We start from the raw sequence: 24615 nt of genomic DNA on the forward strand, positions 1-24615 counted from the left end.
CTTAACTGTTTTTATGGATTGCTTGAATAAAAATATCGTTGGCACTTGGCACTAACTCTACAAAATGTTGTACTTGTCCCTGAGTTGTTAAATACGATAACAAATCGTTTGGAGAACTTCCGTTGGTAAGTTTTACATTTAATTTTAACCCTTCATTTAACAATTTAAAATCTGCTGGTAAAACCTCAAAGTTTTCTTTTAGCTTTTGCTCCACTTCTTTTGAATTAGAAGTAGCCAATCCAACCTGAAAAGTATTAGTTCTAAACTCCTTTTTAATATCTTCTAGCTTACCATCTAAAATTTTATTCGATTTATTAATCAACGCTATATAATCACACATTTCCTCTACAGACTCCATTCTATGGGTAGAAAAAATAATAGTAGCTCCTTCATCACGCAACTGTAAAATTTCTTTAGCTATTAGTTGTGCATTAATAGGATCGAAACCAGAAAAAGGCTCATCAAAAATTAATAATTTAGGCTGATGTAATACCGTTACTATAAACTGTACCTTTTGAGCCATCCCTTTAGACAACTCTTCAATCTTTTTATTCCACCAAGCTCCAATATCAAATTTATCAAACCAATATTTCAATCGTTTTTTAGCTTCCGATTTACTCAACCCTTTTAATTGAGCAAGGTACAATGCCTGCTCTCCTACCTTCATACTTTTATACAACCCTCTTTCTTCAGGTAAATATCCTATATGTTCTATATGATTTGGAGCTAACTTCTCTCCATCTAAAATAATTTCACCAGCATCAGGCATTGTTATTTGGTTGATAATTCTAATAAGCGAGGTCTTTCCTGCACCGTTAGGCCCTAACAAACCAAAAACACTACCTTTAGGAATGTGCATTGAAACATTATTTAATGCAGTATAATCGCCATAACGCTTTACTACATTATTAATTTCTAATAAATTGTTCATAGATTTATAGTTGATTAATTACCGTTTATTTAAAAACAGTAGTGACAAACTTACATATTTTTATACTCAATTAGTATACGCTTCTCTCTAAACGTTACAAGATTAATTTTTTGTTAATTTTATTATGCATGCATAACTTTTTTATAAAATACTATGCATGCATAATAAAATTTTATATATTTGGCATTCATGGATAAGGATAAATCAATAGATCACCAATTAAGAGCCACGTGGCAAGCCGTTGCTAAAATGTATAACGAGCAAGCTGCAAAGCATGATAGCACAATGGCTACGGCTTTTGCTTTATTGAATATAGATTTTGAAAACGGTACTCCTTCAACTGCTCTGGGACCGTTAATGGGAATGGAACCTACAAGTCTTTCTCGTTTGTTAAAGACAATGGAAGACAAAGGAGTTATATGTCGCGAGAAAAATCCTAATGATGGTAGAAGCGTTATTTTAAAGCTTACTAAATATGGTAAAGAAATGCGTGAAGTTTCAAAAGGGCATGTATACCAATTCAATAATAAAGTAAGAGAACATATTACTGAAGAAGAATTAGAAACCTTCTTCAAAGTAACAACAACAATAAACAAACTAATTACAGATAAGTTAATATACGAAGAAGAAAATATTGACAATAAAGCTGTATAAAACAAACCAACAAACAAATGGCAAGAAGAATTAAAAAAGTAGCAATTATCGGTTCTGGTATCATGGGATCAGGTATTGCATGTCATTTTGCTAACATTGGCGTTGAAGTATTGCTTTTGGACATCGTTCCAAGAGAGCTTAACGACAAAGAAAAAGCAAAAGGATTAACCTTAGAAGACAAAGTAGTTCGTAACCGTTTGGTAAATGATGCTTTGACTGCTTCATTAAAGTCGAAACCATCACCTATCTACAATAAAAAATTTGCAGATAGAATTACTACTGGAAACCTTGAGGACGATTTACACAAAGTAAAAGATGTAGATTGGATTATGGAGGTAGTTGTTGAGCGCTTAGACATTAAACAAAGTGTTTTTGAGCAAGTTGAAAAATACCGTACGCCTGGTACTATTATTTCTACCAACACTTCAGGGATTCCTATTAAGTTTATGAACGAAGGACGTAGTGAAGATTTTCGTAAGCACTTTGCGGTAACGCACTTTTTTAACCCTCCTCGTTATTTAAAATTATTTGAAGTTGTTCCAGGACCTGACTGTAAACAAGAAGTTACAGACTTCTTAATGGATTATGGTTCTAAATTCTTAGGAAAAACTTCAGTATTAGCAAAAGATACTCCAGCGTTTATTGGAAACCGTATAGGTATTTTCGGAATCCAATCGTTATTCCACCAAGTAAAAGAATTAGGTTTAACTATTGAAGAGGTTGATAAATTAACAGGACCAGTTATTGGACGTCCTAAATCAGCTACTTTCCGTACTGTTGATGTTGTTGGATTAGATACTTTAGTACACGTTGCTAACGGAATCTACGAAAACTGTCCTAACGACGAAGCTCACGACTTATTTAAGTTGCCAGATTTCATCAACACGATGATGGAAAATAAGTGGTTAGGAAACAAAACCAAACAAGGTTTTTACAAAAAAACAACCAATGCTGAAGGAAAGCGTGAAATTTTAGCCTTAGATTTAGATACGATGGAATACCGTCCGTCTAAAAAAGCAAAATTTGCTACCTTAGAATTAACAAAAACAATTGATAAGCCAATTGACCGATTTAAAGTATTAGTTGGCGGAAAAGATAAAGCAGGAGAATTCTACCGTAAGAACTTCGCAGCAATGTTTGCGTATGTTCAAAATAGAATTCCAGAAATTTCTGATGAATTATACAGAATTGACGATGCCATGAAAGCTGGTTTCGGATGGGAAAATGGTCCTTTCGAAATTTGGGATGCTGTAGGAGTTGAAAAAGGTATCGAATTAATGAAAGCTGAAGGAAAAGAGCCTGCTGCTTGGGTTACTGAAATGGTAGCTAAAGGAGAAAAATCTTTCTATACAGTTAAAGACGGTGCAACATATTACTACGATGTACCTGCAAAAGCACAAGTTAAAAAACCAGGACAAGATTCATTTATCATCTTAGATAACATTCGTAAAACTACTGAGGTATTCAAAAACTCTGGAGTTGTGATTGAAGATTTAGGAGACGGAATTTTAAACTGTGAATTCCAATCTAAAATGAATACCATTGGTGGTGATGTTTTAGCAGGATTAAACAAAGCAGTTGATTTAGCTGAAAAAGACTTCCAAGGATTAGTAATTGGTAACCAAGCTGCAAACTTCTCTGTAGGTGCCAACATCGGAATGATTTTTATGATGGCTGTTGAGCAAGAGTACGATGAGTTAAACATGGCGATCAAATATTTCCAAGATACCATGATGCGTATGCGTTACTCTGCAATTCCTACCATTGCTGCTCCTCACGGAATGGCATTAGGTGGTGGATGTGAATTATCATTACACGCTGATAAAGTAGTTGCTGCTGCTGAAACCTACATCGGATTAGTAGAGTTTGGAGTTGGAGTAATTCCTGGTGGTGGTGGATCTAAAGAAATGGCGTTAAGAGCTCAGGACTTATTCCACACTGGTGATGTTCAATTAAACGTATTACAAGAGCACTTCTTAACTATTGGTATGGCTAAAGTTGCAACTTCAGCTTATGAAGCATACGACTTAAACCTACTACAAAAAGGAAAAGATGTTGTGGTTGTAAACAAAGACCGTCAAATTGCAGAAGCTAAAAAGCACGCTGTGTTATTAGCTGAAGCAGGTTATACACAACCAGTAAAACGTAAAGATGTTTTAGTATTAGGTAAGCAAGCCTTAGGAATGTTCTTAGTAGGAACAGACTCTATGGAAGCTTCTAAATATATTTCTGAACACGATCAGAAAATTGCAAACAAACTAGCCTATGTAATGGCTGGAGGAGATTTATCAGAACCAACAAAAGTTACTGAGCAGTATTTATTAGACCTTGAACGTGAAGCTTTCTTAAGTTTAACTACTGAAAGAAAAACGTTAGAGCGTATTCAGCATATGTTAAAAACTGGTAAACCTTTACGCAACTAAAAGTTGCGAGTTATTAGTTTTCAGTTATAAGTGATCAATTAATAATCACTAAAAACTTAAAACTAAACACTAAAAACTTGAAAATATGAAAACAGCATATATAGTAAAAGGATATAGAACCGCCGTAGGGAAATCTAAAAAAGGTGTGTTCAGATTTAAAAGAGCTGACGAATTAGCTGCTGAAACCATCAAGTATATGATGACAAAGTTGCCAGAATTCGACGTAAAGCGTATCGATGATGTTATTGTTGGTAACGCAATGCCAGAAGGTTCTCAAGGATTAAACATGGCAAGAATTATTTCGTTAATCGGATTAGATTCTGTGGATGTTCCTGGAGTTACCGTAAACCGTTTCTGTTCATCAGGATTAGAAACTATTGGTATGGCAGTAGCAAAAATTCAATCTGGAATGGCAGAATGTATTATTGCTGGTGGAGCAGAAAGCATGAGTTCTGTACCAATGACAGGTTTTAAACCAGAATTAAACTACGATATCGTAAATGCAGGTCACGAAGATTACTATTGGGGAATGGGTAATACTGCAGAAGCAGTAGCGCAACAATACAATGTATCTCGTGCAGATCAAGATCAATTTGCATACGAATCGCACATGAAAGCTTTAAAAGCATTAGATAGTGATCGTTTCCAAGATCAAATAGCTCCAATTGATGTAGAAGAAACTTACATTGATGGAAACGGAAAACGCGCTACAAGAAATTACACAGTTACTAAAGACGAAGGTCCACGTCGTGGAACAAGCGTAGAAGCCTTAGCAAGATTACGTCCAGTATTTGCTGCTGACGGTTCTGTTACTGCTGGTAACTCATCACAAACAAGTGATGGAGCTGCCTTTGTAATGGTAATGAGTGAAGATATGGTAAAAGAGTTAGGTATTCAACCAGAAGCTCGTTTAGTAAGTTATGCAGCAGCAGGAGTGCCACCTCGTATTATGGGAATTGGTCCTGTAGCAGCTATTCCAAAAGCATTAAAACAAGCAGGTTTACAACAAAGTGATATTGAATTAATTGAACTAAACGAAGCGTTTGCTTCACAATCGTTAGCAGTTATTCGCGAATTAGGATTAAATCCGGATATCGTTAACGTAAATGGTGGGGCAATTGCTTTAGGTCACCCATTAGGATGTACTGGTGGTAAACTATCTGTTCAGTTATTTGATGAAATGCGTAAGCGTAACATGAATAACAAATACGGAATGGTAACCATGTGTGTAGGTACTGGTCAAGGTGCTGCTGGTATTTTTGAATTCCTAAATTAAGAAACAAGACTATTAGAATCAAGAAACAAGACGATGCACAATTTCAAAAAATTAAAAATTTGGACTGAAAGCATGAATTTAGTTTCTGATTCTTATAAATTAACTAGAACCTTTCCAGACTTTGAAAAATTTGGCTTGGTTTCTCAGATGAATAGATGTGCTGTTTCTATTCCTTCTAACATAGCTGAGGGTTCAAGTAAAAGCACTAACAAACATTTTAATAAATATTTAGAAGATAGCTTAGGTTCTTCATTTGAATGGGAAACACAATTAATTATTGCTTTTAATGAAAGCTACCTATCTGAAGAAAAGTTTAAAGAATTAGAACAAAAAATTAAGTCAATACAAAAAATGATTTCAAGTTTCCAATCTGGTCTGAATAAGTCTTGACTCTTGGCTCTTGAATCTTAAAATCTAATATACTATGTCAGAATTAACAAAAGATCTTTTACGCGGAGGGCAGTTCCTAGTAAAAGAAACAAAATGTGAAGATATATTTACTCCTGAAGATTTTTCAGAAGAGCAAACAATGATGCGTGATGCGGTTAAAGAATTTAACGACCGTGAAATCATTCCTCATAAAGAACGTTTCGAAAAGAAAGATTATGCACTTACCGAAGAAACTATGCGTAAAGCTGGTGAATTAGGATTTTTAGGTGTGGCTGTTCCTGAAGCTTATGGCGGATTAGGAATGGGATTCGTTTCTACCATGTTAACATGTGATTACATTTCAAGTGGAACAGGATCTTTTAGTACAGCTTTTGGTGCGCACACAGGTATTGGTACCATGCCAATTACTTTATACGGTACTGAAGAGCAAAAGCAAAAATATGTTCCTGCTTTAGCAATGGGAGAGCGTTTTGGAGCTTACTGTTTAACAGAACCAGGAGCAGGATCTGACGCAAACTCAGGTAAAACTACTGCTGAGTTAACCGAAGACGGAAAACACTACAAAATTAACGGACAAAAAATGTGGATTTCGAATGCAGGTTTTGCTGAAATCTTCATCGTTTTTGCTCGTATCGAAGACGATAAAAACATTACTGGTTTTATCTTAGAATATGATAAAAACAATCCTAACGGAGTAACTTTAGGAGAAGAAGAACACAAATTAGGTATTCGTGCCTCTTCAACTCGTCAGGTATTTTTCAACGATACCTTAGTTCCTGTTGAAAACATGTTATCTGTTCGTGGTGGTGGATTCAAAATTGCCATGAACGCCTTAAACGTTGGTCGTATTAAGTTAGCTGCTGCTTGTTTAGATTCTCAAAGAAGAATTGTAACTCATGCTGTAAACTATGCAAACGAGCGTAAGCAATTTAAAACTCCTATTGCTGAGTTTGGAGCTATTAAAATGAAATTAGCTGAAATGGCTACTAACGCTTATGTTGGTGAGTCTGCATCATATAGAGCAGCTAAAAATATTGAAGACAGAATCGCTATTCGTGAATCTGAAGGAAACACTCATCAAGAAGCAGAATTAAAAGGTGTTGAAGAATACGCTATTGAATGTTCTATCTTAAAAGTAGCAGTTTCAGAAGACGTACAAAATTGTGCTGATGAAGGAATCCAAATTTTTGGAGGTATGGGATTCTCTGAAGAAACTCCAATGGAGTCTGCTTGGAGAGATGCTCGTATTGCACGTATCTACGAAGGAACTAACGAAATTAACCGTTTATTATCGGTAGGAATGTTAGTTAAAAAAGCAATGAAAGGTCATGTAGATTTATTAAATCCTGCAATGGCAGTTCAAAACGAATTAATGGGAATTCCTTCTTTCGATACTCCAGATTATTCTGAATTATTCTCAGAAGAAAAAGAAATCCTTGCTAAACTTAAGAAAGTATTCTTAATGGTTGCAGGTGCTGCTTTACAAAAATTTGGACCAGAGTTAGAGCAACACCAACAGTTATTAACTGCTGCTTCAAATATTTTAATTGAAATATACATGGCAGAATCTGGAATTTTAAGAACTGAGAAGAACGCGAAGCGTTTTGGTGAAGAGGCTCAAAAAGAACAGATTGCAATGGCTAAGTTATACTTATACAATGCTGTTGAAATTATTACCAAAAGTGCAAGAGAAGGAATTATTTCTTTCGCTGAAGGTGATGAACAACGTATGATGTTAATGGGACTTAAGCGTTTTACAAAGTATGCAAACTACCCTAACGTAGTTGAATTACGTAATACAATCGCAGAAAAATTAAAAGCAGAAAATAAATACTGCTTCTAAACATATTAAAACTACCTAATGTTGCTAACAAGCATAGGTAGTTTTTTAAAACTTTCTTCAACTTTTATAGGTTTTAGAATTTAGTTGTTTGTTTAAAAGATCGTCAAATTAGGTTTTGGCGGTCTTTTTTTATGCCCTCAAAAAACGTTATTAAACCTATACGCTACAATATCAACCTACTAAAAAACAAGAATCTTAAGGTTTTCTTAAAACGTTTTTTCATATCTTTAATGGTATATTTATTGTTATTTAGAAGCAAAAAACATAAAATAGCATGATAAAACTTACCAATTCAGCACTACTAGTAATAGCATTTTTAGCCATCGTTAGCTGTAAAAACGAAGCAAAAAAAACAGATACACAAGAAACCACAAAACAAGAAACTGTAGCTACAATTACTGATGTTACAGGAAACTACGTTTCTTCAGAATATGAAAAAAGAAACGAAGGGTACGATTGGGTTTCAGTTGCTGTAAAACCTGCCGCAAATGACAATATAAAAATTGCTGTTCGCTCACGTGCTGACAAGAAAAAACCTACTTGTACTTTTGACGCTCTTGCTAAAAAAGCAAATGACAGCACGTATACAACTGACATAAATGGTAAGACTGTAGTATTTTCTTTTAAAAACAAACAAATTTCTATTGCAACGGCAAACAAAGAAGATAACGGTTTATTAAACTTTTACTGTTCAGGTGGAGGAAGTCTTGCAGGTTCTTATCATAAAATTGAAGGAAACCTTGACCAAACACAGATAGACAAAACCATTTTTAGAAAAAATGTAACCTTACAAGGAATTAGTTTTAGCATTGCTACTCAAAAAAATGGAATGGAAACTGAATTAACAGTTACTCCTTACGGATTAGAAATTGACAATTCTGCCGTTACTCAAACAATTGATGGTAGTGTTGTTGATGCTGAAATTGAAGATTTAAACTCTGATGGTTCTCCAGAAATATTAATCTATACAAAATCTGACGGAAGTGGAAGCTACGGAAATGTAATAGGATTTTCAGTAAACAATAAAAAATCGATGAGTCAAATATACTTCCCTCCTATTACCGATAATAAAGAATTAAGTAAGGGATATATGGGGCACGATGAATTTACCATTATTGAAACAACCTTAGCGCAACGTTTTCCTATTTATAAAGAAGAAGATTCTAATGCTAACCCAACAGGAGGTACCAGACAAATTACATACAAATTGGTAGATGGTGAAGCATCAAGAAAATTTGTAGTAAAAAACTCAACTGAATTTAATACTAATAACTAAACTTACATATTATGAAAAAACTATCATTTGTATTCGCAGTAATTCTATTAATTACAGTGTCTTGTGCTAAAAAAGATACTGCTGAACAATTATACGGAACCGCTTGGGAACTAGAATACATCTCTGGACCTAGAATTGCTTTTGAAGGATTGTTTCCTGATAAAAAGCCACAACTTACGTTTGATAAAGAAACAAAGAAAGCTACAGGAAATAATGGTTGTAACGGTTATGCTGCTGAATTTACGTTAGGAGAAGAAAATGCGATTTCTTTTGGAGAACCAGGACCAACAACTATGATGTACTGCGGACAAGGAGAACAAGAGTTTTTAAAAACCATTAAAAAAGTAAACAAGTATAGTTTTGACTTAGAAGGAAAACTAAACTTATTAATGGACGATGTAACCATGATGCGCTTTAAAAAAGTAACTACTGAAAAATAATTCACGATAGTTGTTACTTTAAACGAATTAATAACTTAGGGGAAACCTCATACTATACAGCCTTTTTTTGGTTTGTTGGTATGAGGTTTATTTTTTACTGCCAAAGGCAACGTCCGCTAATAAGTATACAGTGAATGTTGGGTTGAATCTGTACTGATGTAAAAGCAGAGAGCATGCCGTGATATTAGCGACCCATGCCGCGGTGTCTGCGGAGCACGCCGTAATATCAGCGACCCGTGCCGCGGTGTCTGCGGAGCATGCCGTGATATTAGCGACCCGTGCCGTGGTGTCAACGGAGTACGCCGTGATATTAGCGACCCATGCCGTAGTGTCTTCGGAGCATGCCGTGATATCAGCGACCCGTGCCGTGGTGTCTGCGGAGCACGCCGTGATATCAGCGACCCATGCCGCGGTGTCAACGGAGCACGCCGTGATATCAGCGACCCGTGCCGTGGTATCTTCGGAGCATGCCGTGATATTAGCGACCCATGCCGCGGTGTCTGCGGAGCACGCCGTGATATCAGCGACCCATGCCGTGGTGTCTTCGGAGCATGCCGTGATATTAGCGCCCGATTAACGGGGAGTATTCAATAAAGTGTGTCAACTTGTTTAAAGTTGCTCCTATTACTGAAGAAGGAAGACAACCGATTAGGCTTCGTTTGTAGTCCCGATAAAAAAGTTGCACTTTTTTATCTTATTTCTTTATATTTGAAAGTGTTAATAAAATTGCTAAAAGTTCCGCATATCTTACCGTAAAAGGAATATATAAGTAATTTTATTACGTATATAAACTAGTTGTGCATAATGCAAAAAACCGTGCTAAAATTGAACATTTGAACTAAAAAAGCCAACCGCACAAACAGCACATTTATTTTTTTCCAACCGCAAAAAGCCACCGCTGAAAAAAATAAAAGAGCTGTTTTTCGCCAACGCTCGAAAAAAATGATACATTAGGAAAATGCAAACCGAAGAAGAAATCCTAAAAATAAAAAAAGTGAAAAACACCGCAGTCAGAACTGTGGTTTTACGTCATCTTTTGAGCCAAGAAAAAGCCCAATCTTTAAAAGATATTGAAAACGCATTGGCATACATGGACAGAAGTTCGATTTTCAGAACACTCAAAACATTTGAGGAAAACAAAGTCATCCACAGCATTGAAGATGGTTCTGGAATGACCAAATATGCGGTTTGTGCCAAAGGCTGTAACTGCGACCCAAAGGATTTGCACTATCATTTTTATTGCACAAACTGCGATAAAACATTCTGCCTTTTTGATGTTCCTATTCCAAAAATTCAACTTCCCGAAAACTTTAAGTTACAACAAGCAAATATGGTCGTAAAAGGCTTGTGCGACAACTGCAACAAGTAATCTTTGCAATCGAGTTGCAGTAAATCCTAAATACATTTGCATTATTCTTTTAAACCAGAATAAGCAGATGAAAAACATATTTTTAAACACATTATTTCTATTCGTATCAATTATATCTTTCGCACAGACGAGCGATATTTCCATTTCTGTTAGCGATGCAGAAACCAACGAACCATTATTGGGTGCTACGGTCTATTTTGAAGAATTAGAAAAAGGAGCAGTAACAGATTTTGACGGAATTGCCACATTTACAGAAATCCCAAATGGAAACCATATTATAAAAATTTCATACATAGGCTTCAAAACCATAGAAACTACTATTGATGTTGGAACAAAAAAGGAGTTCGCTTTCAAGCTCGAATCTGGAGGTAATGAACTTGACGAAGTTGTCATACAATCTTCAAGAAGTACACGAACTGTTAGAAAAATTCCAACTCGAATTGAATTTATTGGAGCGGAAGAATTAGGCGAAAAAGCGGTAATGAACCCAACCAATATTTCAATGGTACTTCGGGAAAGTACAGGAATACAGATGCAACAAACTTCTTTAAGTAGTGCGAATACCAACATTAGAATTCAAGGTCTTGATGGACGTTACACACAACTTTTACGAGATGGATTTCCACTTTATGGCGGATTTTCAAGCGGTTTGAGTATTCTGCAAATTCCGCCATTGGACTTAAAACAATTTGAAATCATTAAAGGAAGTTCATCAACACTTTATGGTGGTGGAGCAATTGGAGGTTTGATAAATATGGTATCAAAAACACCTGACGAAGAGCCAACTTTGGATATTATGTTGACACAAACACAAGCATTAGGAAGTACAGCTAATGTATTTTATAGCAAACGAAATGAAAAATTTGGAGTTTCATTATACGGTTCAGGTCATTATCAAAAGGCTTACGACCCAGAAGATGATGGCTTTAGTAATTTACCACAAACAACATCTATTTCTTTCAACCCAAAATTCTTTTATTATCCATCAGAAAAAACAACATTTTGGTTTAGCTTAAACGGAACGTATGACGACAGAATTGGTGGCGACATCACAAAAATTGAAAGTGGCGCAAATGGCATCCATCAATATACCGAAGAAAATCTATCAAAAAGGTTGAGCAGTCAAGCGGTTTACGAAACTCAATTAGATTCGGTTAGTTCATTAAATATTAAAAACAGCATCTCATTCTTTGATAGAAAACTAACCATTCCCGATTTTGTTTTTGATGGTAAACAAACCAATACATTCACGGAAATAAACTATCAAAAGTCCGCCAATAAAACAGATTGGATTTTTGGTGCAAATCTCTATACTTCTGCTTTTGATGAAAATAATAATGTGACTTTGCAACGTGACCAAACAGACATAACATTCGGAGCATTTGTAAATAATATTTATGACATTTCGGATAATTGGATTTTGGAAACAGGATTACGAGCAGATTACAATACTGATTTTGGATTCTTTCCGCTTCCAAGAGTTTCATTGCTATACAAAAACGATAGTGGATTTTCGAGCAGAATTGGTGGTGGATTAGGTTACAAAATTCCAGATATTTTTACAGAAGAGGCGGAATTTATCAATTTTAGAAATGTACTTGGTATTGATAAATCTTCACTAAATGCGGAACGTTCTTATGGTGTAAATCTTGATTTCAACTATCAAACACGTTTATTTGAAACTGTTGGTTTTTCTATTAATCAACTGTTTTATGTAACTGCGATTAATGATGCATTACTGTTAAATTCAACTGATAATGGATTTTTCCAATTTGAGAATGCAACAGATGAAATTTTGAGCAAAGGTGCTGAAACAAACATCAAGTTTACCTATAAAGATTTTAGGTGGTTCCTAAATTATGCACTCATTGACACAAGGTTGAACTATTTAGCTGGCAATCCTCAAAAACCTTTGACAGCAAAACATAACGCAGGAAGTGTTTTGATGTACGAATCTGAAAAATGGCGAATCGGTTATGAAACGTTTTACACAGGAAAGCAATTTTTGTCTAATGGAACAGAAACAACCGACTTCATAACAATGGGTTTTGTGGCAATGCGAAATTTTAAATGGGGAACAACTTTTGTGAATTTTGAAAACTTTACCGATAGAAGACAAAGCAGGTTCTCGCCTTTGGTTTTGCCACCACACGACAATCCAGAATTTCCCGAAATATATGCACCAACAGACGGTTTTATATTTAGCGTTGGAGTAATTATCAAACCTTTTGGAAACGAAGATGACGACTAAAATGAACAAAACGATATTTGAAATCAGTAAGATGGATTGTCCTTCAGAGGAAAATCTAATCCGAATGAAACTGGACGGAATTCAAGAAATCAAAAATCTTGATTTTGACATTCCAAACCGAAAATTGACCGTTTTTCACGATGGTCATAACGACCAAATTGAAAAGTCAATTATCGAATTAAAATTAGGCGGAAAGAAAATCTCGACCGAAGAAACCAACGAAAAAGATTTTGTAGAAAACACCAACCAAAAAAAGCTACTTTGGATTGTACTGGCGATAAATTTTGTCTTTTTTATTATCGAAATGACAACAGGAATAATCTCAAAATCAATGGGACTTGTTGCCGACAGCCTGGATATGCTTGCCGACAGTTTCGTTTACGGAATTAGCTTGTTTGCAGTTGGCGGAACGTTGATTAAGAAAAAGCGGATTGCAAAACTTGCTGGATATTTTCAAATCACACTTGCGATTATTGGATTTGTGGAAGTTTTAAGAAGATTTTTCGGAGACGAGAAACTTCCCGATTTTTCGACAATGATTATCGTTTCGATTTTTGCACTTATCGCAAACGGAATTTGTCTTTACATTTTGCAAAAGTCAAAAAGCAAAGAAGAGGCACATATGAAAGCGAGTATGATTTTTACCTCGAATGACGTGATTATCAATTTAGGAGTTATAATCGCTGGACTTTTGGTAAATTGGTTAAGTTCGAGCAAACCTGATTTGATTATTGGAACCATTGTTTTTGTTTTAGTAATTCAAGGAGCTTTTCGAATTTTAAAACTAAGTAAGTAAAGACAAGGCTACATTGATAGAGTTTGATAGCTCTTTTTTATCTCCAAAAGTATCATATAAACTAGCCCTATTAATTCCTAAATGGTAAACCAAATCTTAAACAAAAGTTGCTGAATAGCCTTCGTTTCCAAAACAAACACATTGCTTTGGTTAATGCTTCTTCTTCATTAAATGATTTAACTCTTGGCATATAAAAAATGTGGAAGTATAAATAACTTCCACAGAATTAGTTTATTTATTAAACTAAAAATGTTAAAACTACAAACAGACTTGTCTGTTCTTTAAAATTCATATAACTTTGACAAAAATTAAGAATATGAGTAGCCCTAGAGAACGTATATTAGAAACTGTAGCCCATTTATTTCATCAACAAGGTTATAACAGCACGGGTATTAACCAAGTTATTAAAGAAGCTAAAGTAGCCAAAGCAAGTTTTTATCAGCACTTTAAATCAAAAGATGCTTTGTGTGTCGACTTCTTAAACAATAGACACGAATTTTGGTTTAAAGAACTATTTAAGTTTACTTCAAAAAGTAAAAATTCAAAAGACACAATACTCCTTTCTTTTGATTTTGTAGCTCATATGAATACAAAAGAGGATTTCAGGGGGTGTAGTTTTTTGAATATTCTATCAGAAATATCAAAAGAGCAAGAAACTATACTCATAGTGATTCAATCTCATAAAAAAGAATTGAATAATTTTTTTCAGGAGTTAACAGATAACGAATTACTAGCTACCCATATTTACCTACTTTTTGAAAGTGCTATCATAGAAAGTCAACTCTTCAAATCAAATGAAATAGTATATAAATCAAAAAAAATAATACAAAACTTACTATAATTATTATGGAACAGAAACATCCACTCCCTCCTTTTACTCTTGAAACAGCTAAACAAAAAATTCAACTAGCAGAAGATGCTTGGAACTCTCAAAATCCTGAAAAAATTGCATTAGCTTACACTATAGATAGTGAATGGAGAAATAGAGACACTTTTGTAAATGGTAGAGAAGAAATTATTAACTTCCTGAGTAAAAAGTGGCAAAATGAGCTTAATTATAAACTAAAAAAAGAATATTGGGCTCACAGTGAAAATAGAATTGCTGTACGCTTTGAATATGAATATCAGAACAAAGAAGGCAAATGGTATAGAGCTTATGGTAATGAAAACTGGGAGTTTGACAATAACGGACAAATGAAAAAAAGATATGCCAGTATTAATGATCTTGAAATAGAGGAAACTGATAGGTATCTTTAATATCCTTAATTTTTTTAGCATAAAAATAACAGTGGCTCTGATAAATCATCAGAGTCACTTTTTGTATTTTTATAACTTGAATAAAAATTGGAAAAGTTAATTTAAAAAACTCCTATTCCTAAATCTTACTCGCTGTATTTTGCTCCTAAAAATTAAAATAATAACAATATCTCATAAATTAAAACTACGCTTAAAAAATTAAACAGCTTATGAAATCTTTATTTTTAAAATATAAAATTGCTTACACTACACTTGTCTTAGCTCTATTCCTTTTTTCCTCTTGTTCTAGTGACGATGAGACTCCTGATACTGGAAACGAGGTTTATATTAGCATACCTGATAAACATTTTGAGACAATATTAGTAGAACAAAAGTTAGATAGTGATGGTAGTATTAATCAAAAAATATCAATAGAAGATGCAAAAAAAATTACTCGTTTAAACTTAAACTTAGATCGTAGTTTTGGTGAAACGAGTGACTTAACTGGTATTGAAGCTTTTTCAAACTTAACGTATTTATCTGCTGCTGGACAAAAGATTAAAGCTATTAACCTAAGCTCTAACACAAAGTTAGATACCTTATATTTAAACGCAAACTACTTAACTACTATTGATCTTAGTAATAATCCTAATCTTCTTTTAGCAGATATTCATTCTAACGACCTTACCACTATTACAGGCTTGGAAAAAGCTGGTAAGCTTAAAATATTAAATTTATCTTTTAATAAATTAACTCATTTAAATATATCTAATAATTCTTTAGAAGAATTAACGGTAACTAACAATTTACTAACTTCATTTAAAACAGAAGACACCTCAAAATTAAAAAGTGTTGTATTAACAAGTAATAAAATTACTTCTATTAGTATTGATGACATTAGCCCTTTAGAAACATTTTTAGCTTCAGACAATCAAATAAATGCTATTAATATTCATTCATTTATCAATTTAAAACATCTGTACATCACTAGTAATTTACTTACTAATTTAGATGTTAGTTCTAATTTGAAACTTGAAGATTTAAGAGTAGACAGAAATCCTGATTTAACTTGTATTAAAATTAATGCGGATCAAGCAATACCAACTGTTTATAAATCTGATAGTCAAAAATTAAGTGACACTTGCTTATAAATTACAAATGGTTAGAATAAAAGAGGTAACTTTATAAAAATGTAACACTTAGGAAAAAAATTCTACTTTTTTGTAGTTTTACAATATACTAACTCAAACTTTTATAAACATAGGTCTATGGAAACAGTTACTACTAGGACAAGTAATGCTTTTAGTGATCGTATTAAGCTACCTCTTAACTTTAATACCGCTAAAATGCTTGAAGAGGCTAAAGCTTTACAGCTAGATAATTTTGAATATTATGATGTAGTTCCTTTACGGTCACCCGCACATTTAGTGGATACCTCATTACCTTTTCCGCCCCCTGCTGAAGATTATGCTGATGGTTCTTGGACAGATTGGCTAGATACTAATGCCTTAAAAAAGTCTCCGTATTTAACTAGTGTTATCGATTTTTTTAAAGAGAATACTACTGTTAATTTAGTTAGGTTACTTCGACTAGCACCACACTCAACAGTAAAGGAACACACAGATCCTACCTTAGGTTTGGAGGTTGAAAAATCAGTAATACGACTTACTATTCCTATCTTAAATAATGAAAATGTAACTTTTTACTTAAATAACACTCCCGTACTCATGAAACCTGGGGAATGCTGGTATATGCGACTTACCGATCCTCATAAAGTTATTAATAATGGTGATGAGGAACGCATAAACCTTACTATTGATATGATTCCTAATGATTGGATTCGACAGCTTATTCGTGAAAGCGAACAAAATTCTAAATAAAATAAAAAGGGTACGTATTAGCGTACCCTTTTTTAATTTTATATACTTTATGTTTTATTCTAATGCTCCTAAGTAACGTTCAGCATCTAAAGCCGCCATACATCCTGTACCTGCGGCTGTTACAGCTTGACGATATTCTTTGTCTTGCACATCACCTGCAGCAAAAACTCCTGGTAAATTAGTTTTAGTAGATTTTCCTTTAGTAATTAAATAACCTGTTTCATCCATGTCTAAAACATCTTTAAACAATTCAGTATTTGGTTTGTGCCCTATTGCAATAAATACACCTGTTACTGGAATCTCCGTTTTTTCACCTGTTTCATTATTCACAGCACGAACTCCTTCAACAACATTCTCACCTAATACCTCATCAATTTCAGTGTTATACATAACAGTAATATTTTCTGTTTTGTTTACGCGGTGTTGCATTGCCTTTGAAGCACGCATATAATCTTTACGAACTAACATGGTAACTTTACTACAAATGTTAGCTAAATAGGTTGCTTCTTCTGCTGCGGTATCACCTGCTCCAACAACAACAACATCTTGTCCTTTATAAAAGAACCCATCACAAGTAGCACAAGCAGAAACTCCACCACCAATTAAACGTTGCTCACTTTCTAAACCTAAATATTTAGCAGTAGCTCCTGTAGAAATAATAACAGTTTGAGCTTCTATTTCTGTTGATTCATCGACAATTACTTTATGAATTCCTCCTTCTTCGTTAGAAAACTCTACTTTAGTTACCATTCCAAAACGTACATCTGTTCCAAAACGCTCTGCTTGACTTTTTAAATCTTCCATCATTGCTGTACCATCAGTACCTTTTGGATAACCTGGAAAATTATCAACTTCTGTAGTGGTTGTTAACTGTCCTCCCATTTGCATTCCTGTGTACATAACTGGTTTCATGTCTGCTCTTGCTGCATATATTGCTGCTGTGTAACCTGCTGGACCAGACCCAATAATCAAACATTTAATTTTTTCTGCCATTATCTTGAATTTTTTGAAGTTACAAATGTAATTTTTTTTTATTTCTAGTTATATCCTTTTAAATATATTTTAACTATTACCTTATAAGGTCAAATTATTTAATAATTATTTCTTTTTTTTATTTGTAGTTTACTTTTTTTTTCTACATTTGCAGTCCCAATTAAAAACAGGATGTAGCCTCTCGTTTTACTCGAGATAAACTACATTACGATTTTTACACTTTTCGGGGTGTAGCGTAGCCCGGTCATCGCGCCTGCTTTGGGAGCAGGAGGTCGCAGGTTCGAATCCTGCCACCCCGACTTAAAAGTCCTATGAATTATATAATTTATAGGACTTTTTTATTTTTTAGAATTACTTATTATTCCTTGCTCTTTTTCTACTTAAATTTGTATTACATTAGTTAGATTCTAACCTCATGAAAACCATCCCTGTAAGACATTTAAAAACTTCTCAAAAAGAACCTAACCTATCTGGTGATTTTATGATTAAAAATCTTCAGGAACTTCTTAATGGAAAAGATATGGTTCACGAGCTTCATAGACATGATTTTTTCTTCTTTTTAGTATTGAAAAAAGGCACTGGAAATCACGAAATAGATTTTGTTAATTATGATGTTACAGATCATACTATTTTTATAATCCGACCTGGTCAAGTGCACGAATTAGAACTAAGAAGTAATAGTGAGGGTTTTATGATTCAGTTTAATACTGATTTTTACTATCCTTTTAATAAAAGAATGAATTCTCTATTACAAAAAGTAAGCGCTTCAAATTATTATCAATTAGAGGAAGACCTTTTTTCAAAAATTAATTTTTTATTGACATCTATTTTTTCAGAATACAAGGATAAAACTGAAGCATATAAAGAAGTTATAAAATCTAATCTTCATATTTTTTTTATAGAATTACTGAGGCTAAGAAATACCAACAATAAAACTCCTAACACTAAAGATCTGTATATTCAAGAATCTCTTGATAAATTTTTACATTTATTAGAAACAAACATTACTAGTATAAAACAAGTTTCAAAATATGCTAGCATGTTAAATCTATCTAACTATCAATTAAACACTATAACAAAACAGACTTTAGGTAAAACAGCTTCAGAACTTATAAACGAGCAAATTATATTAGAATCCAAAAGATATCTTTTAGCATCTTCCAATCAAATAAACCAAATAGCATATCACTTAGGTTATGATGATGTTTCTTATTTTATTAGATTTTTTAAAAAACATACAAGTTATTCTCCTGATGCATATAGAAAAAAACTAAAATAAGTACAATACTACTTTACATTTATCCTATCATAAAATTTTAAACTCACTATACTTTTACATCATATAATTTAAATCAAAATATGATGAAAAAAAGCGATATAAAATATACAGCATTTTGGGATGAAAGGTATCAAAACTTAGATTTTGCTTATGGTAAAGAGCCTAACTTATTTTTTAAAGAAGAACTTCAAAAATTAAAAATAGGAACTATTTTACTGCCTGCTGATGGAGAAGGTAGAAATGGTGTATATGCTTCCAAATTAGGATGGAATGTTACTGCAACCGATTTAAGTATTGAAGGAAAGAATAAGGCTCAAAAATTAGCCAACGAATCAGGTGTGCCTCTAAAATATATTGTAGGCGATATACAAGATCTTGAATTTCCAAGAGAGTCTTTTGATGTTATTGGTTTAATTTACGCACATTTTTCTGCTTGGAAAATTTCTAGTATTCATCAAAAATTGACTACACTTCTTAAACCTAATGGGCATATAATTTTTGAAGCTTTTAGTAAAAATCATCTAAATTATCAGAAAAACAATCCTAAAATAGGTGGTCCAAAAGATCTAGATATGCTTTTTTCTGTAGAACAAATACAACAAGATTTTACTGGTTTTGAAATTCAATTTTTAGAAGAAAAAGAAGTCTTTTTGAATGAAGGAAATTCTCACAACGGTAAAGGAAGCGTGATTCGTTTTATAGGTAAAAAACTTTAGACAATGATGAAAAAATTACTAGCTACAGTATTTTTATTTGTAATTTTTAAGAGTTATGCCCAAAAAGTCGACCAGTTTAATTCATGGTGGTATTATTCTGGTAAGTATCAATTAACTAAAAAGTTTAATATTGAAACGTTATACTCTTGGAGTAGACATAATTTTGTTAAGGATTGGCAGCAATCAAAGTTAAGGATTGGCACAAGTTATGATTACTTAAAAAATCTAAGTTTTGGTGCTGGATATGAATGGGTAGTGCTCTTTCCTTATGGAGCACATCCCGTTCCTACAAAAAGAACTGAACATCGTATTTATGAGTACTTCACCATAAAAAATAAAATTAAAAAAGTTTCCGTCAATTATGGAATGCTACTAGAACAGCGTATTATGGAAGACAAAACAAGACATAGATTACGATTAATATTTGGTGCAAAAACACCAATCATACGATCTAAAGAGGGTAAAACAATAATAGGCTTGTCATTCTCTAATCAAGTATTTTTAGATGTTGATAGATATGCAAATAATAAAAATTTTAGTCAAAATAGAATTTATGGAGCTTTCGATATTCCCCTAGATGCTTCTTTTACATTAAGTTTAGGATACATGAATCAATACATAATTATAAAAGAAAACCGTATTGAAAACGACCATACTTTAATGATTAAACTTTCTCACAAAATTGATTTTAGAAAAAAACTCTAACATATTCTCTTATAATATAAATTATTATCTCTTAAATATCTCTTTTTAATGTTTTTTGAGATTGTTTTTTTTTACTAAGCAATACATACTTATATATAAAGATTTTATTATTTTAGTCATTAAAATAACACATAGCTTGAAACGCTTTAAAGCACATATTGCCCTTATTTTCTTAACAGTCTTTATTAGTTTTAAGCTGGTTGGATTACATGCTCTTACTCATGAAGATAGTACAGTGGAGGATTGTAGCAGTTGTGAATACGTTATAGTAGGTAATAAAACTCCTATTATTTGCCTTCAAACAATCACTATAAATTTCACTGCTGTAAATAAACCTATTTTTAATAGTGTTTTTTTCAAAATTACTATATACTTCAAAGACTTTATAAACTATTCTCTTTTTTCCAGGCCCCCTCCTATTTATTAGTTCTTTATTAAAATACAGAATTAAACACTGGTAGTTTATCTTAAAATAAGATACTAAAAAACAAAACATTACTACATAATTAATATTTCTATTTTTTAGAGTTTATTAATTACTGTAGTAGTACTAGATATTAATAGAATTAGTTACTTAAAACTTACATATACATGATACAAACAAACAAGCTGACAAAAAAATATGGTGATTTTATTGCTGTAAACAACTTAGACTTACAGGTTAATGAAGGTGAAATCTTATGTTTACTTGGTGCCAACGGTGCTGGTAAATCTACAACAATTAACATGTTATTAAACTTTATTAATCCTACATCTGGAATTGCAAAAATTAATGGTTTGGAGGTTACTAAACATCCAATCAAAACTAAAAATTTCATTACTTATATTCCAGAAAATCTAATGCTATATGCTTCATTATCTGCTATAGAAAATTTAGATTATTTTTTAAAACTCTCTGGAAAAAAAATTGACAAGCCTGAACTTAGTTTATTTTTAGAAGAAGCAGGTTTACAAAAAGAAGCTCATAATAAATATGTCAATACATTTTCTAAAGGAATGCGACAAAAAGTAGGAATTGCTTTAGCAATTGCTAAAGAATCTAAAGTTCTACTTTTAGATGAACCTACATCGGGTTTAGATCCTAAATCTAGTAATGAATTCTCTGATCTTTTATTAAAAATGAAATCTGAAGGAGTTGCTATTTTAATGGCTACTCATGATTTGTTTCGTGCAAAAGATATTGCTACTCACATAGGCATTATGCGTAATGGCACACTACAAAGTACTAAAGCTTCTGATGAAATAACATTATCAGAGTTAGAGAAATTGTACTTAGATATTATGAATTTTAAAAATGTAACAGCTTAATTATGAAAACTATTATTTGTAAAGAACTTACTGAACTACGGAGAGATGGACGCTTTGGGTTTTCTATAATCATAATACTTATACTCCTTTTAATTGCTGGTATTACTAGTTATAATCAATTTAAAACTATAAATAAACAATATAGTATTTCTAAAGAAAAGGAAAGGAGTATGTGGGATACACAAGGAGATAAAAATCCTCACTCTGCTGCTCATTACGGCACATATGCTTTTAAACCTAAGTTTGCTTTATCATTATTTGATAATGGTGTGAATAAATATACAGGAAACTCTATTTTCTTAGAAGCTCATAAAAGAAATGAAGCTGCTTATAGTGAAGCTTCGGATCAAACAGAACTAGCAAGGTTTGGTACATTATCTCTCAACTTTGTACTGTTATATTTGATTCCTCTGCTTATATTATTAATGGGCTACAATACTTTTACTAAAGAAAAAGAATTAGATACACTACGTTTGTTAAAAAGTCAAGGTGTTTCACCTGTAAAACTAGCTTTAGGTAAATGGTTTTCTATCTTTATTCCAGTTTTCATATTAAATACAATAGTTTTTCTTGTTGTTGGCATATTCCTTTCTTCCAACAGTTTTACAGGTCTTTTTAGTTGGAACAATTTAAGTCTACTTTATACCTCTTACTTAGTTTATTATATGATTATTGTTACCATAACTATACTTATATCATCAATTAGTAAATCTTCAGGAATTTCTTTAGTTGTAAATATGTCTTTATGGATCCTGTTTTGCTTCATTACACCGAAAATAGCTACCAACTTAGCAAACGACTTTCATCCTTACCCAACGAAACAACAATTTCAAGCTAGCATTAAACAAGATAAAGAAAAAGGACTAGATGGTCATAATCCATGGAGTAAAGAGGCTCAAATTTTAAAAGAAAAAACATTAAAAGAGTACGGTGTAGATAATATTCAGCAACTGCCTTTTAATTACGATGCTTACAGAATGCAAAAAGGAGAAGAACATGAAGCTAGAGTTTACAAAAAACATTATGGTTTTTTAAAAGAGGTTTTTGAAAATCAAAACACTACTTATCAAAAACTAGCCGTAATTTCTCCTTTTATACCAATTAGAATTCTTTCTATGGATATTGCCAATACTGGTTATATAGCGCATTGGAACTTTACCGATGCAGCCGAAAGTTATAGGGTTAGTACTCAGAAGTTTTTAAATGATGATTTCAAAAACAATTCAAAAACAGGAGATTGGAGCTACAAAACCGAAGCTGATAAGTTTTCAAAACTACCCGAATTTAAATATCATCCTCCAAATTTATCTACTATCATTACCTGGAACTTTAAGAACTTTTTTATTCTTTTTATTTGGTTGCTTGTACCTTTTTATTTACTAATTACTTTCTCTAAAAAATTATAATTATGTTTTTCCAAACCATAAATTACGAATTGAAAATTTTATTTAGAAATGGATGGATTACACTTTTAACTGTAATACTTCTTTCTATTATAGGTTTTGCTACATATAATGGACAAAAAAAAGTAAAACAACGTACCGACGATATTATTAAAGTAAAACAAAACTTAGTAGAGAGTGATACTAAAATGCTAAAAAACATTCTTGATATTGAAAACGGTATAGACACAGGACTCCCTTATTGGATGCTCCCTAACAATCCTTCAACTGTTGGTACAAGACACCCTAGGGTTGTTGCTATGGATGCTCAACCTCTATCTTTTATTGCTACAGGTCAAAGTGATTTATACACTCATTTTATGAAGCCAAGCATATTTGGCAATAATTTTGCACTAGATTATACAGAAATTGCTAACCCTGTCCAATTATTGTTTGGTACGTTTGATATTTCTTTTGTATTTATTTTCATTCTACCATTATTAATCATTGCATTTACCTATAATATTTTATCCCGAGAAAAAGAACTAGGTACATTAAGGCTTATCGGATCTCAACCTTTAACAATTAGAAAGTGGTTGATTCAAAAATTAGGTTTTCGTTTTATTTTATTTGCTAGTATTTCTTTAGTTGTTTTTTTAGTTTGTATTTTAATTTTTACAAAAAATGCTCTTTTAAACTTTTCTCAATTATTTGCTACTATTATGTTATTAATTGCTTACGAAGCTTTTTGGTTTTCGCTAGCAGGTATTGTTAATTTAAAGATCAATAATTCTTCTAAAAATGCTTTATCTCTTATTGGTCTGTGGTTACTAATTGTTTTAGTTATTCCTGCAACTGCTAATCAAATTAGTACCTCTATATACCCTACACCTTCTCGCTTAAATATGATTAATGAGATTAGAGAAGCAAATAGAGAAATTGAGAAAAAACAAGATGAAATTTTAGATGGGTATTTACGAGATCATCCTGAGTTAGCTAATAAAGAAAATAAAAATTTTACTTTCTGGCATCGTTATTTTGCCTCACAAGATTTACTTGAACAACAACTTTCTCCTTTATTATTAAACTATAATAAGGCTTTAAAAAAACAACAACAGGTTGTTGATTATTTTAAATACACATCTCCAGCTATTCTCATGCAAGAAGCTTTAAATAAAATTGCTGGAACCTCAGCTAACGATTACGAAAATTATAAACAACAAGTAGTATCTTTCTCCAATAAATGGAGAGACCACATTGTTCCGCTTTTATTTAAAAACAAAAAATACACAATAGAAACCTATGAGAGTCGTCCTACTTTTATATTTAAACCTTTAGAACAGAAAACAACAAAAAACTTAATAGCTATTTTAATCTTGACTTCTGTAGTGATAGTCACTGGTTTTCTTATTAAGAAAAAAACATCTTATTTTAGTTAGTCTTTTACCTTCCTAAAAAAGGGTATAG

At 32.6% G+C, this 24615-nt stretch carries 22 protein-coding genes and 1 tRNA gene; 21 read left to right on the forward strand and 2 right to left on the reverse strand.

Translation table 11 applies throughout. The features are described from left to right. Nucleotide 1: 1 nt before the first annotated feature. A complete protein-coding gene (locus NH341_RS12425) occupies nucleotides 2-931 on the reverse strand; it encodes an ABC transporter ATP-binding protein (RefSeq protein WP_073184572.1) in 930 nt (309 codons plus the stop codon). A 189-nt stretch (nucleotides 932-1120) separates the two neighbouring features. On the opposite strand from NH341_RS12425, the gene NH341_RS12430 reads away from it, so the two are divergent. The 14 genes from NH341_RS12430 to NH341_RS12495 all read left to right on the forward strand — a co-directional run bounded on the left by NH341_RS12430 (nucleotide 1121) and on the right by NH341_RS12495 (nucleotide 16765). Then, nucleotides 1121-1585, forward strand: a complete 465-nt coding sequence (locus tag NH341_RS12430) for a MarR family winged helix-turn-helix transcriptional regulator (RefSeq protein WP_047790064.1) — start codon at nucleotides 1121-1123, stop codon at nucleotides 1583-1585. 17 nt (nucleotides 1586-1602) lie between these two features. Continuing rightward, nucleotides 1603-4008 (forward strand): 3-hydroxyacyl-CoA dehydrogenase/enoyl-CoA hydratase family protein, encoded by a 2406-nt coding sequence (locus NH341_RS12435; protein ID WP_125066917.1) that lies wholly within the window; start codon nucleotides 1603-1605, stop codon nucleotides 4006-4008. A gap of 85 nt (nucleotides 4009-4093) precedes the next feature. After that, the gene (locus tag NH341_RS12440) at nucleotides 4094-5284 is read left to right on the forward strand and encodes an acetyl-CoA C-acyltransferase (protein WP_173359719.1); all 1191 of its coding nucleotides are present in this window, start codon (nucleotides 4094-4096) and stop codon (nucleotides 5282-5284) included. Nucleotides 5285-5317: 33 nt separating this feature from the next. Continuing rightward, the gene (locus NH341_RS12445; protein WP_073184577.1) at nucleotides 5318-5674 is read left to right on the forward strand and encodes a four helix bundle protein; all 357 of its coding nucleotides are present in this window, start codon (nucleotides 5318-5320) and stop codon (nucleotides 5672-5674) included. 34 nt (nucleotides 5675-5708) lie between these two features. Further along, entirely contained in the window at nucleotides 5709-7517 is a 1809-nt protein-coding gene (locus NH341_RS12450; RefSeq protein WP_073184580.1) for an acyl-CoA dehydrogenase family protein, read from the forward strand. Between the two features lie 274 nt (nucleotides 7518-7791). Next, entirely contained in the window at nucleotides 7792-8793 is a 1002-nt protein-coding gene (locus tag NH341_RS12455; protein ID WP_253057080.1) for a PliI family lysozyme inhibitor of I-type lysozyme, read from the forward strand. Between the two features lie 11 nt (nucleotides 8794-8804). Further along, nucleotides 8805-9233, forward strand: coding sequence for an META domain-containing protein (locus tag NH341_RS12460; RefSeq protein WP_253057081.1), 429 nt, complete (start codon nucleotides 8805-8807; stop codon nucleotides 9231-9233). 958 nt (nucleotides 9234-10191) lie between these two features. Next, nucleotides 10192-10602: a Fur family transcriptional regulator gene (locus NH341_RS12465; protein ID WP_073184592.1), complete on the forward strand. Its 411-nt coding sequence runs from the start codon at nucleotides 10192-10194 to the stop codon at nucleotides 10600-10602. 67 nt (nucleotides 10603-10669) lie between these two features. Further along, nucleotides 10670-12853: a TonB-dependent receptor gene (locus tag NH341_RS12470; RefSeq protein WP_173359715.1), complete on the forward strand. Its 2184-nt coding sequence runs from the start codon at nucleotides 10670-10672 to the stop codon at nucleotides 12851-12853. 1 nt (nucleotide 12854) lies between these two features. Beyond that, nucleotides 12855-13649 (forward strand): cation transporter, encoded by a 795-nt coding sequence (locus NH341_RS12475; RefSeq protein WP_253057082.1) that lies wholly within the window; start codon nucleotides 12855-12857, stop codon nucleotides 13647-13649. A gap of 316 nt (nucleotides 13650-13965) precedes the next feature. Further along, nucleotides 13966-14490, forward strand: a complete 525-nt coding sequence (locus NH341_RS12480) for a TetR/AcrR family transcriptional regulator (RefSeq protein ID WP_047790169.1) — start codon at nucleotides 13966-13968, stop codon at nucleotides 14488-14490. Between the two features lie 5 nt (nucleotides 14491-14495). Beyond that, nucleotides 14496-14906, forward strand: coding sequence for a nuclear transport factor 2 family protein (locus NH341_RS12485; RefSeq protein WP_047790170.1), 411 nt, complete (start codon nucleotides 14496-14498; stop codon nucleotides 14904-14906). A gap of 209 nt (nucleotides 14907-15115) precedes the next feature. Then, nucleotides 15116-16036 carry a hypothetical protein gene (locus NH341_RS12490; RefSeq protein ID WP_253057083.1) on the forward strand — a complete coding sequence of 307 codons (921 nt, stop codon included), beginning with the start codon at nucleotides 15116-15118 and terminating at the stop codon, nucleotides 16034-16036. Nucleotides 16037-16153: 117 nt separating this feature from the next. Further along, the gene (locus NH341_RS12495) at nucleotides 16154-16765 is read left to right on the forward strand and encodes an aspartyl/asparaginyl beta-hydroxylase domain-containing protein (RefSeq protein WP_047790171.1); all 612 of its coding nucleotides are present in this window, start codon (nucleotides 16154-16156) and stop codon (nucleotides 16763-16765) included. 54 nt (nucleotides 16766-16819) lie between these two features. On the opposite strand, the gene trxB is transcribed toward NH341_RS12495, so the two are convergent. Then, complete coding sequence (trxB, locus tag NH341_RS12500) at nucleotides 16820-17758, reverse strand: thioredoxin-disulfide reductase (RefSeq protein ID WP_047790172.1); 939 nt, start codon at nucleotides 17756-17758, stop codon at nucleotides 16820-16822. A 224-nt stretch (nucleotides 17759-17982) separates the two neighbouring features. Here trxB and NH341_RS12505 point away from each other — a divergent pair. The 7 genes from NH341_RS12505 (at nucleotide 17983) to NH341_RS12535 (ending at nucleotide 24587) form a co-directional block, all read left to right on the forward strand. Further along, nucleotides 17983-18057, forward strand: a tRNA-Pro gene (locus NH341_RS12505). A 116-nt stretch (nucleotides 18058-18173) separates the two neighbouring features. Next, a complete protein-coding gene (locus NH341_RS12510) occupies nucleotides 18174-19037 on the forward strand; it encodes an AraC family transcriptional regulator (protein ID WP_253057084.1) in 864 nt (287 codons plus the stop codon). Between the two features lie 80 nt (nucleotides 19038-19117). Beyond that, nucleotides 19118-19753, forward strand: a complete 636-nt coding sequence (locus tag NH341_RS12515; RefSeq protein ID WP_371875266.1) for a class I SAM-dependent methyltransferase — start codon at nucleotides 19118-19120, stop codon at nucleotides 19751-19753. 3 nt (nucleotides 19754-19756) lie between these two features. Then, complete coding sequence (locus NH341_RS12520) at nucleotides 19757-20458, forward strand: DUF2490 domain-containing protein (protein WP_047790175.1); 702 nt, start codon at nucleotides 19757-19759, stop codon at nucleotides 20456-20458. A 591-nt stretch (nucleotides 20459-21049) separates the two neighbouring features. After that, nucleotides 21050-21766, forward strand: coding sequence for an ABC transporter ATP-binding protein (locus NH341_RS12525; protein WP_253057085.1), 717 nt, complete (start codon nucleotides 21050-21052; stop codon nucleotides 21764-21766). Nucleotides 21767-21768: 2 nt separating this feature from the next. Continuing rightward, on the forward strand, nucleotides 21769-23172 hold the full coding sequence (locus NH341_RS12530) for a DUF3526 domain-containing protein (protein WP_253057086.1): 1404 nt from the start codon (nucleotides 21769-21771) through the stop codon (nucleotides 23170-23172). Between the two features lie 2 nt (nucleotides 23173-23174). Next, nucleotides 23175-24587, forward strand: coding sequence for a DUF3526 domain-containing protein (locus NH341_RS12535; RefSeq protein WP_047790179.1), 1413 nt, complete (start codon nucleotides 23175-23177; stop codon nucleotides 24585-24587). Nucleotides 24588-24615 lie beyond the last annotated feature (28 nt).

The sequence above is a fragment of the Tenacibaculum sp. XPcli2-G genome (assembly GCF_024124505.1).
GTDB classification, from domain to species: domain Bacteria; phylum Bacteroidota; class Bacteroidia; order Flavobacteriales; family Flavobacteriaceae; genus Polaribacter; species Polaribacter mesophilus.

Excerpts from the sequence above, each read along its gene's own strand:
- NH341_RS12455 (WP_253057080.1), top strand. The coding sequence starts at position 7,792 with ATGATAAAACTTACCAATTCAGCACTACTAGTAATAGCATTTTTAGCC.
- NH341_RS12435 (WP_125066917.1), top strand. The coding sequence starts at position 1,603 with ATGGCAAGAAGAATTAAAAAAGTAGCAATTATCGGTTCTGGTATCATG.
- trxB (WP_047790172.1), bottom strand. The coding sequence starts at position 17,758 with ATGGCAGAAAAAATTAAATGTTTGATTATTGGGTCTGGTCCAGCAGGT.
- NH341_RS12515 (WP_371875266.1), top strand. The coding sequence starts at position 19,118 with ATGATGAAAAAAAGCGATATAAAATATACAGCATTTTGGGATGAAAGG.
- NH341_RS12520 (WP_047790175.1), top strand. The coding sequence starts at position 19,757 with ATGATGAAAAAATTACTAGCTACAGTATTTTTATTTGTAATTTTTAAG.
- NH341_RS12510 (WP_253057084.1), top strand. The coding sequence starts at position 18,174 with ATGAAAACCATCCCTGTAAGACATTTAAAAACTTCTCAAAAAGAACCT.
- NH341_RS12440 (WP_173359719.1), top strand. The coding sequence starts at position 4,094 with ATGAAAACAGCATATATAGTAAAAGGATATAGAACCGCCGTAGGGAAA.
- NH341_RS12525 (WP_253057085.1), top strand. The coding sequence starts at position 21,050 with ATGATACAAACAAACAAGCTGACAAAAAAATATGGTGATTTTATTGCT.
- NH341_RS12530 (WP_253057086.1), top strand. The coding sequence starts at position 21,769 with ATGAAAACTATTATTTGTAAAGAACTTACTGAACTACGGAGAGATGGA.
- NH341_RS12450 (WP_073184580.1), top strand. The coding sequence starts at position 5,709 with ATGTCAGAATTAACAAAAGATCTTTTACGCGGAGGGCAGTTCCTAGTA.
- NH341_RS12430 (WP_047790064.1), top strand. The coding sequence starts at position 1,121 with ATGGATAAGGATAAATCAATAGATCACCAATTAAGAGCCACGTGGCAA.
- NH341_RS12535 (WP_047790179.1), top strand. The coding sequence starts at position 23,175 with ATGTTTTTCCAAACCATAAATTACGAATTGAAAATTTTATTTAGAAAT.
- NH341_RS12490 (WP_253057083.1), top strand. The coding sequence starts at position 15,116 with ATGAAATCTTTATTTTTAAAATATAAAATTGCTTACACTACACTTGTC.
- NH341_RS12485 (WP_047790170.1), top strand. The coding sequence starts at position 14,496 with ATGGAACAGAAACATCCACTCCCTCCTTTTACTCTTGAAACAGCTAAA.
- NH341_RS12465 (WP_073184592.1), top strand. The coding sequence starts at position 10,192 with ATGCAAACCGAAGAAGAAATCCTAAAAATAAAAAAAGTGAAAAACACC.
- NH341_RS12445 (WP_073184577.1), top strand. The coding sequence starts at position 5,318 with ATGCACAATTTCAAAAAATTAAAAATTTGGACTGAAAGCATGAATTTA.
- NH341_RS12470 (WP_173359715.1), top strand. The coding sequence starts at position 10,670 with ATGAAAAACATATTTTTAAACACATTATTTCTATTCGTATCAATTATA.
- NH341_RS12480 (WP_047790169.1), top strand. The coding sequence starts at position 13,966 with ATGAGTAGCCCTAGAGAACGTATATTAGAAACTGTAGCCCATTTATTT.
- NH341_RS12425 (WP_073184572.1), bottom strand. The coding sequence starts at position 931 with ATGAACAATTTATTAGAAATTAATAATGTAGTAAAGCGTTATGGCGAT.
- NH341_RS12460 (WP_253057081.1), top strand. The coding sequence starts at position 8,805 with ATGAAAAAACTATCATTTGTATTCGCAGTAATTCTATTAATTACAGTG.
- NH341_RS12475 (WP_253057082.1), top strand. The coding sequence starts at position 12,855 with ATGAACAAAACGATATTTGAAATCAGTAAGATGGATTGTCCTTCAGAG.
- NH341_RS12495 (WP_047790171.1), top strand. The coding sequence starts at position 16,154 with ATGGAAACAGTTACTACTAGGACAAGTAATGCTTTTAGTGATCGTATT.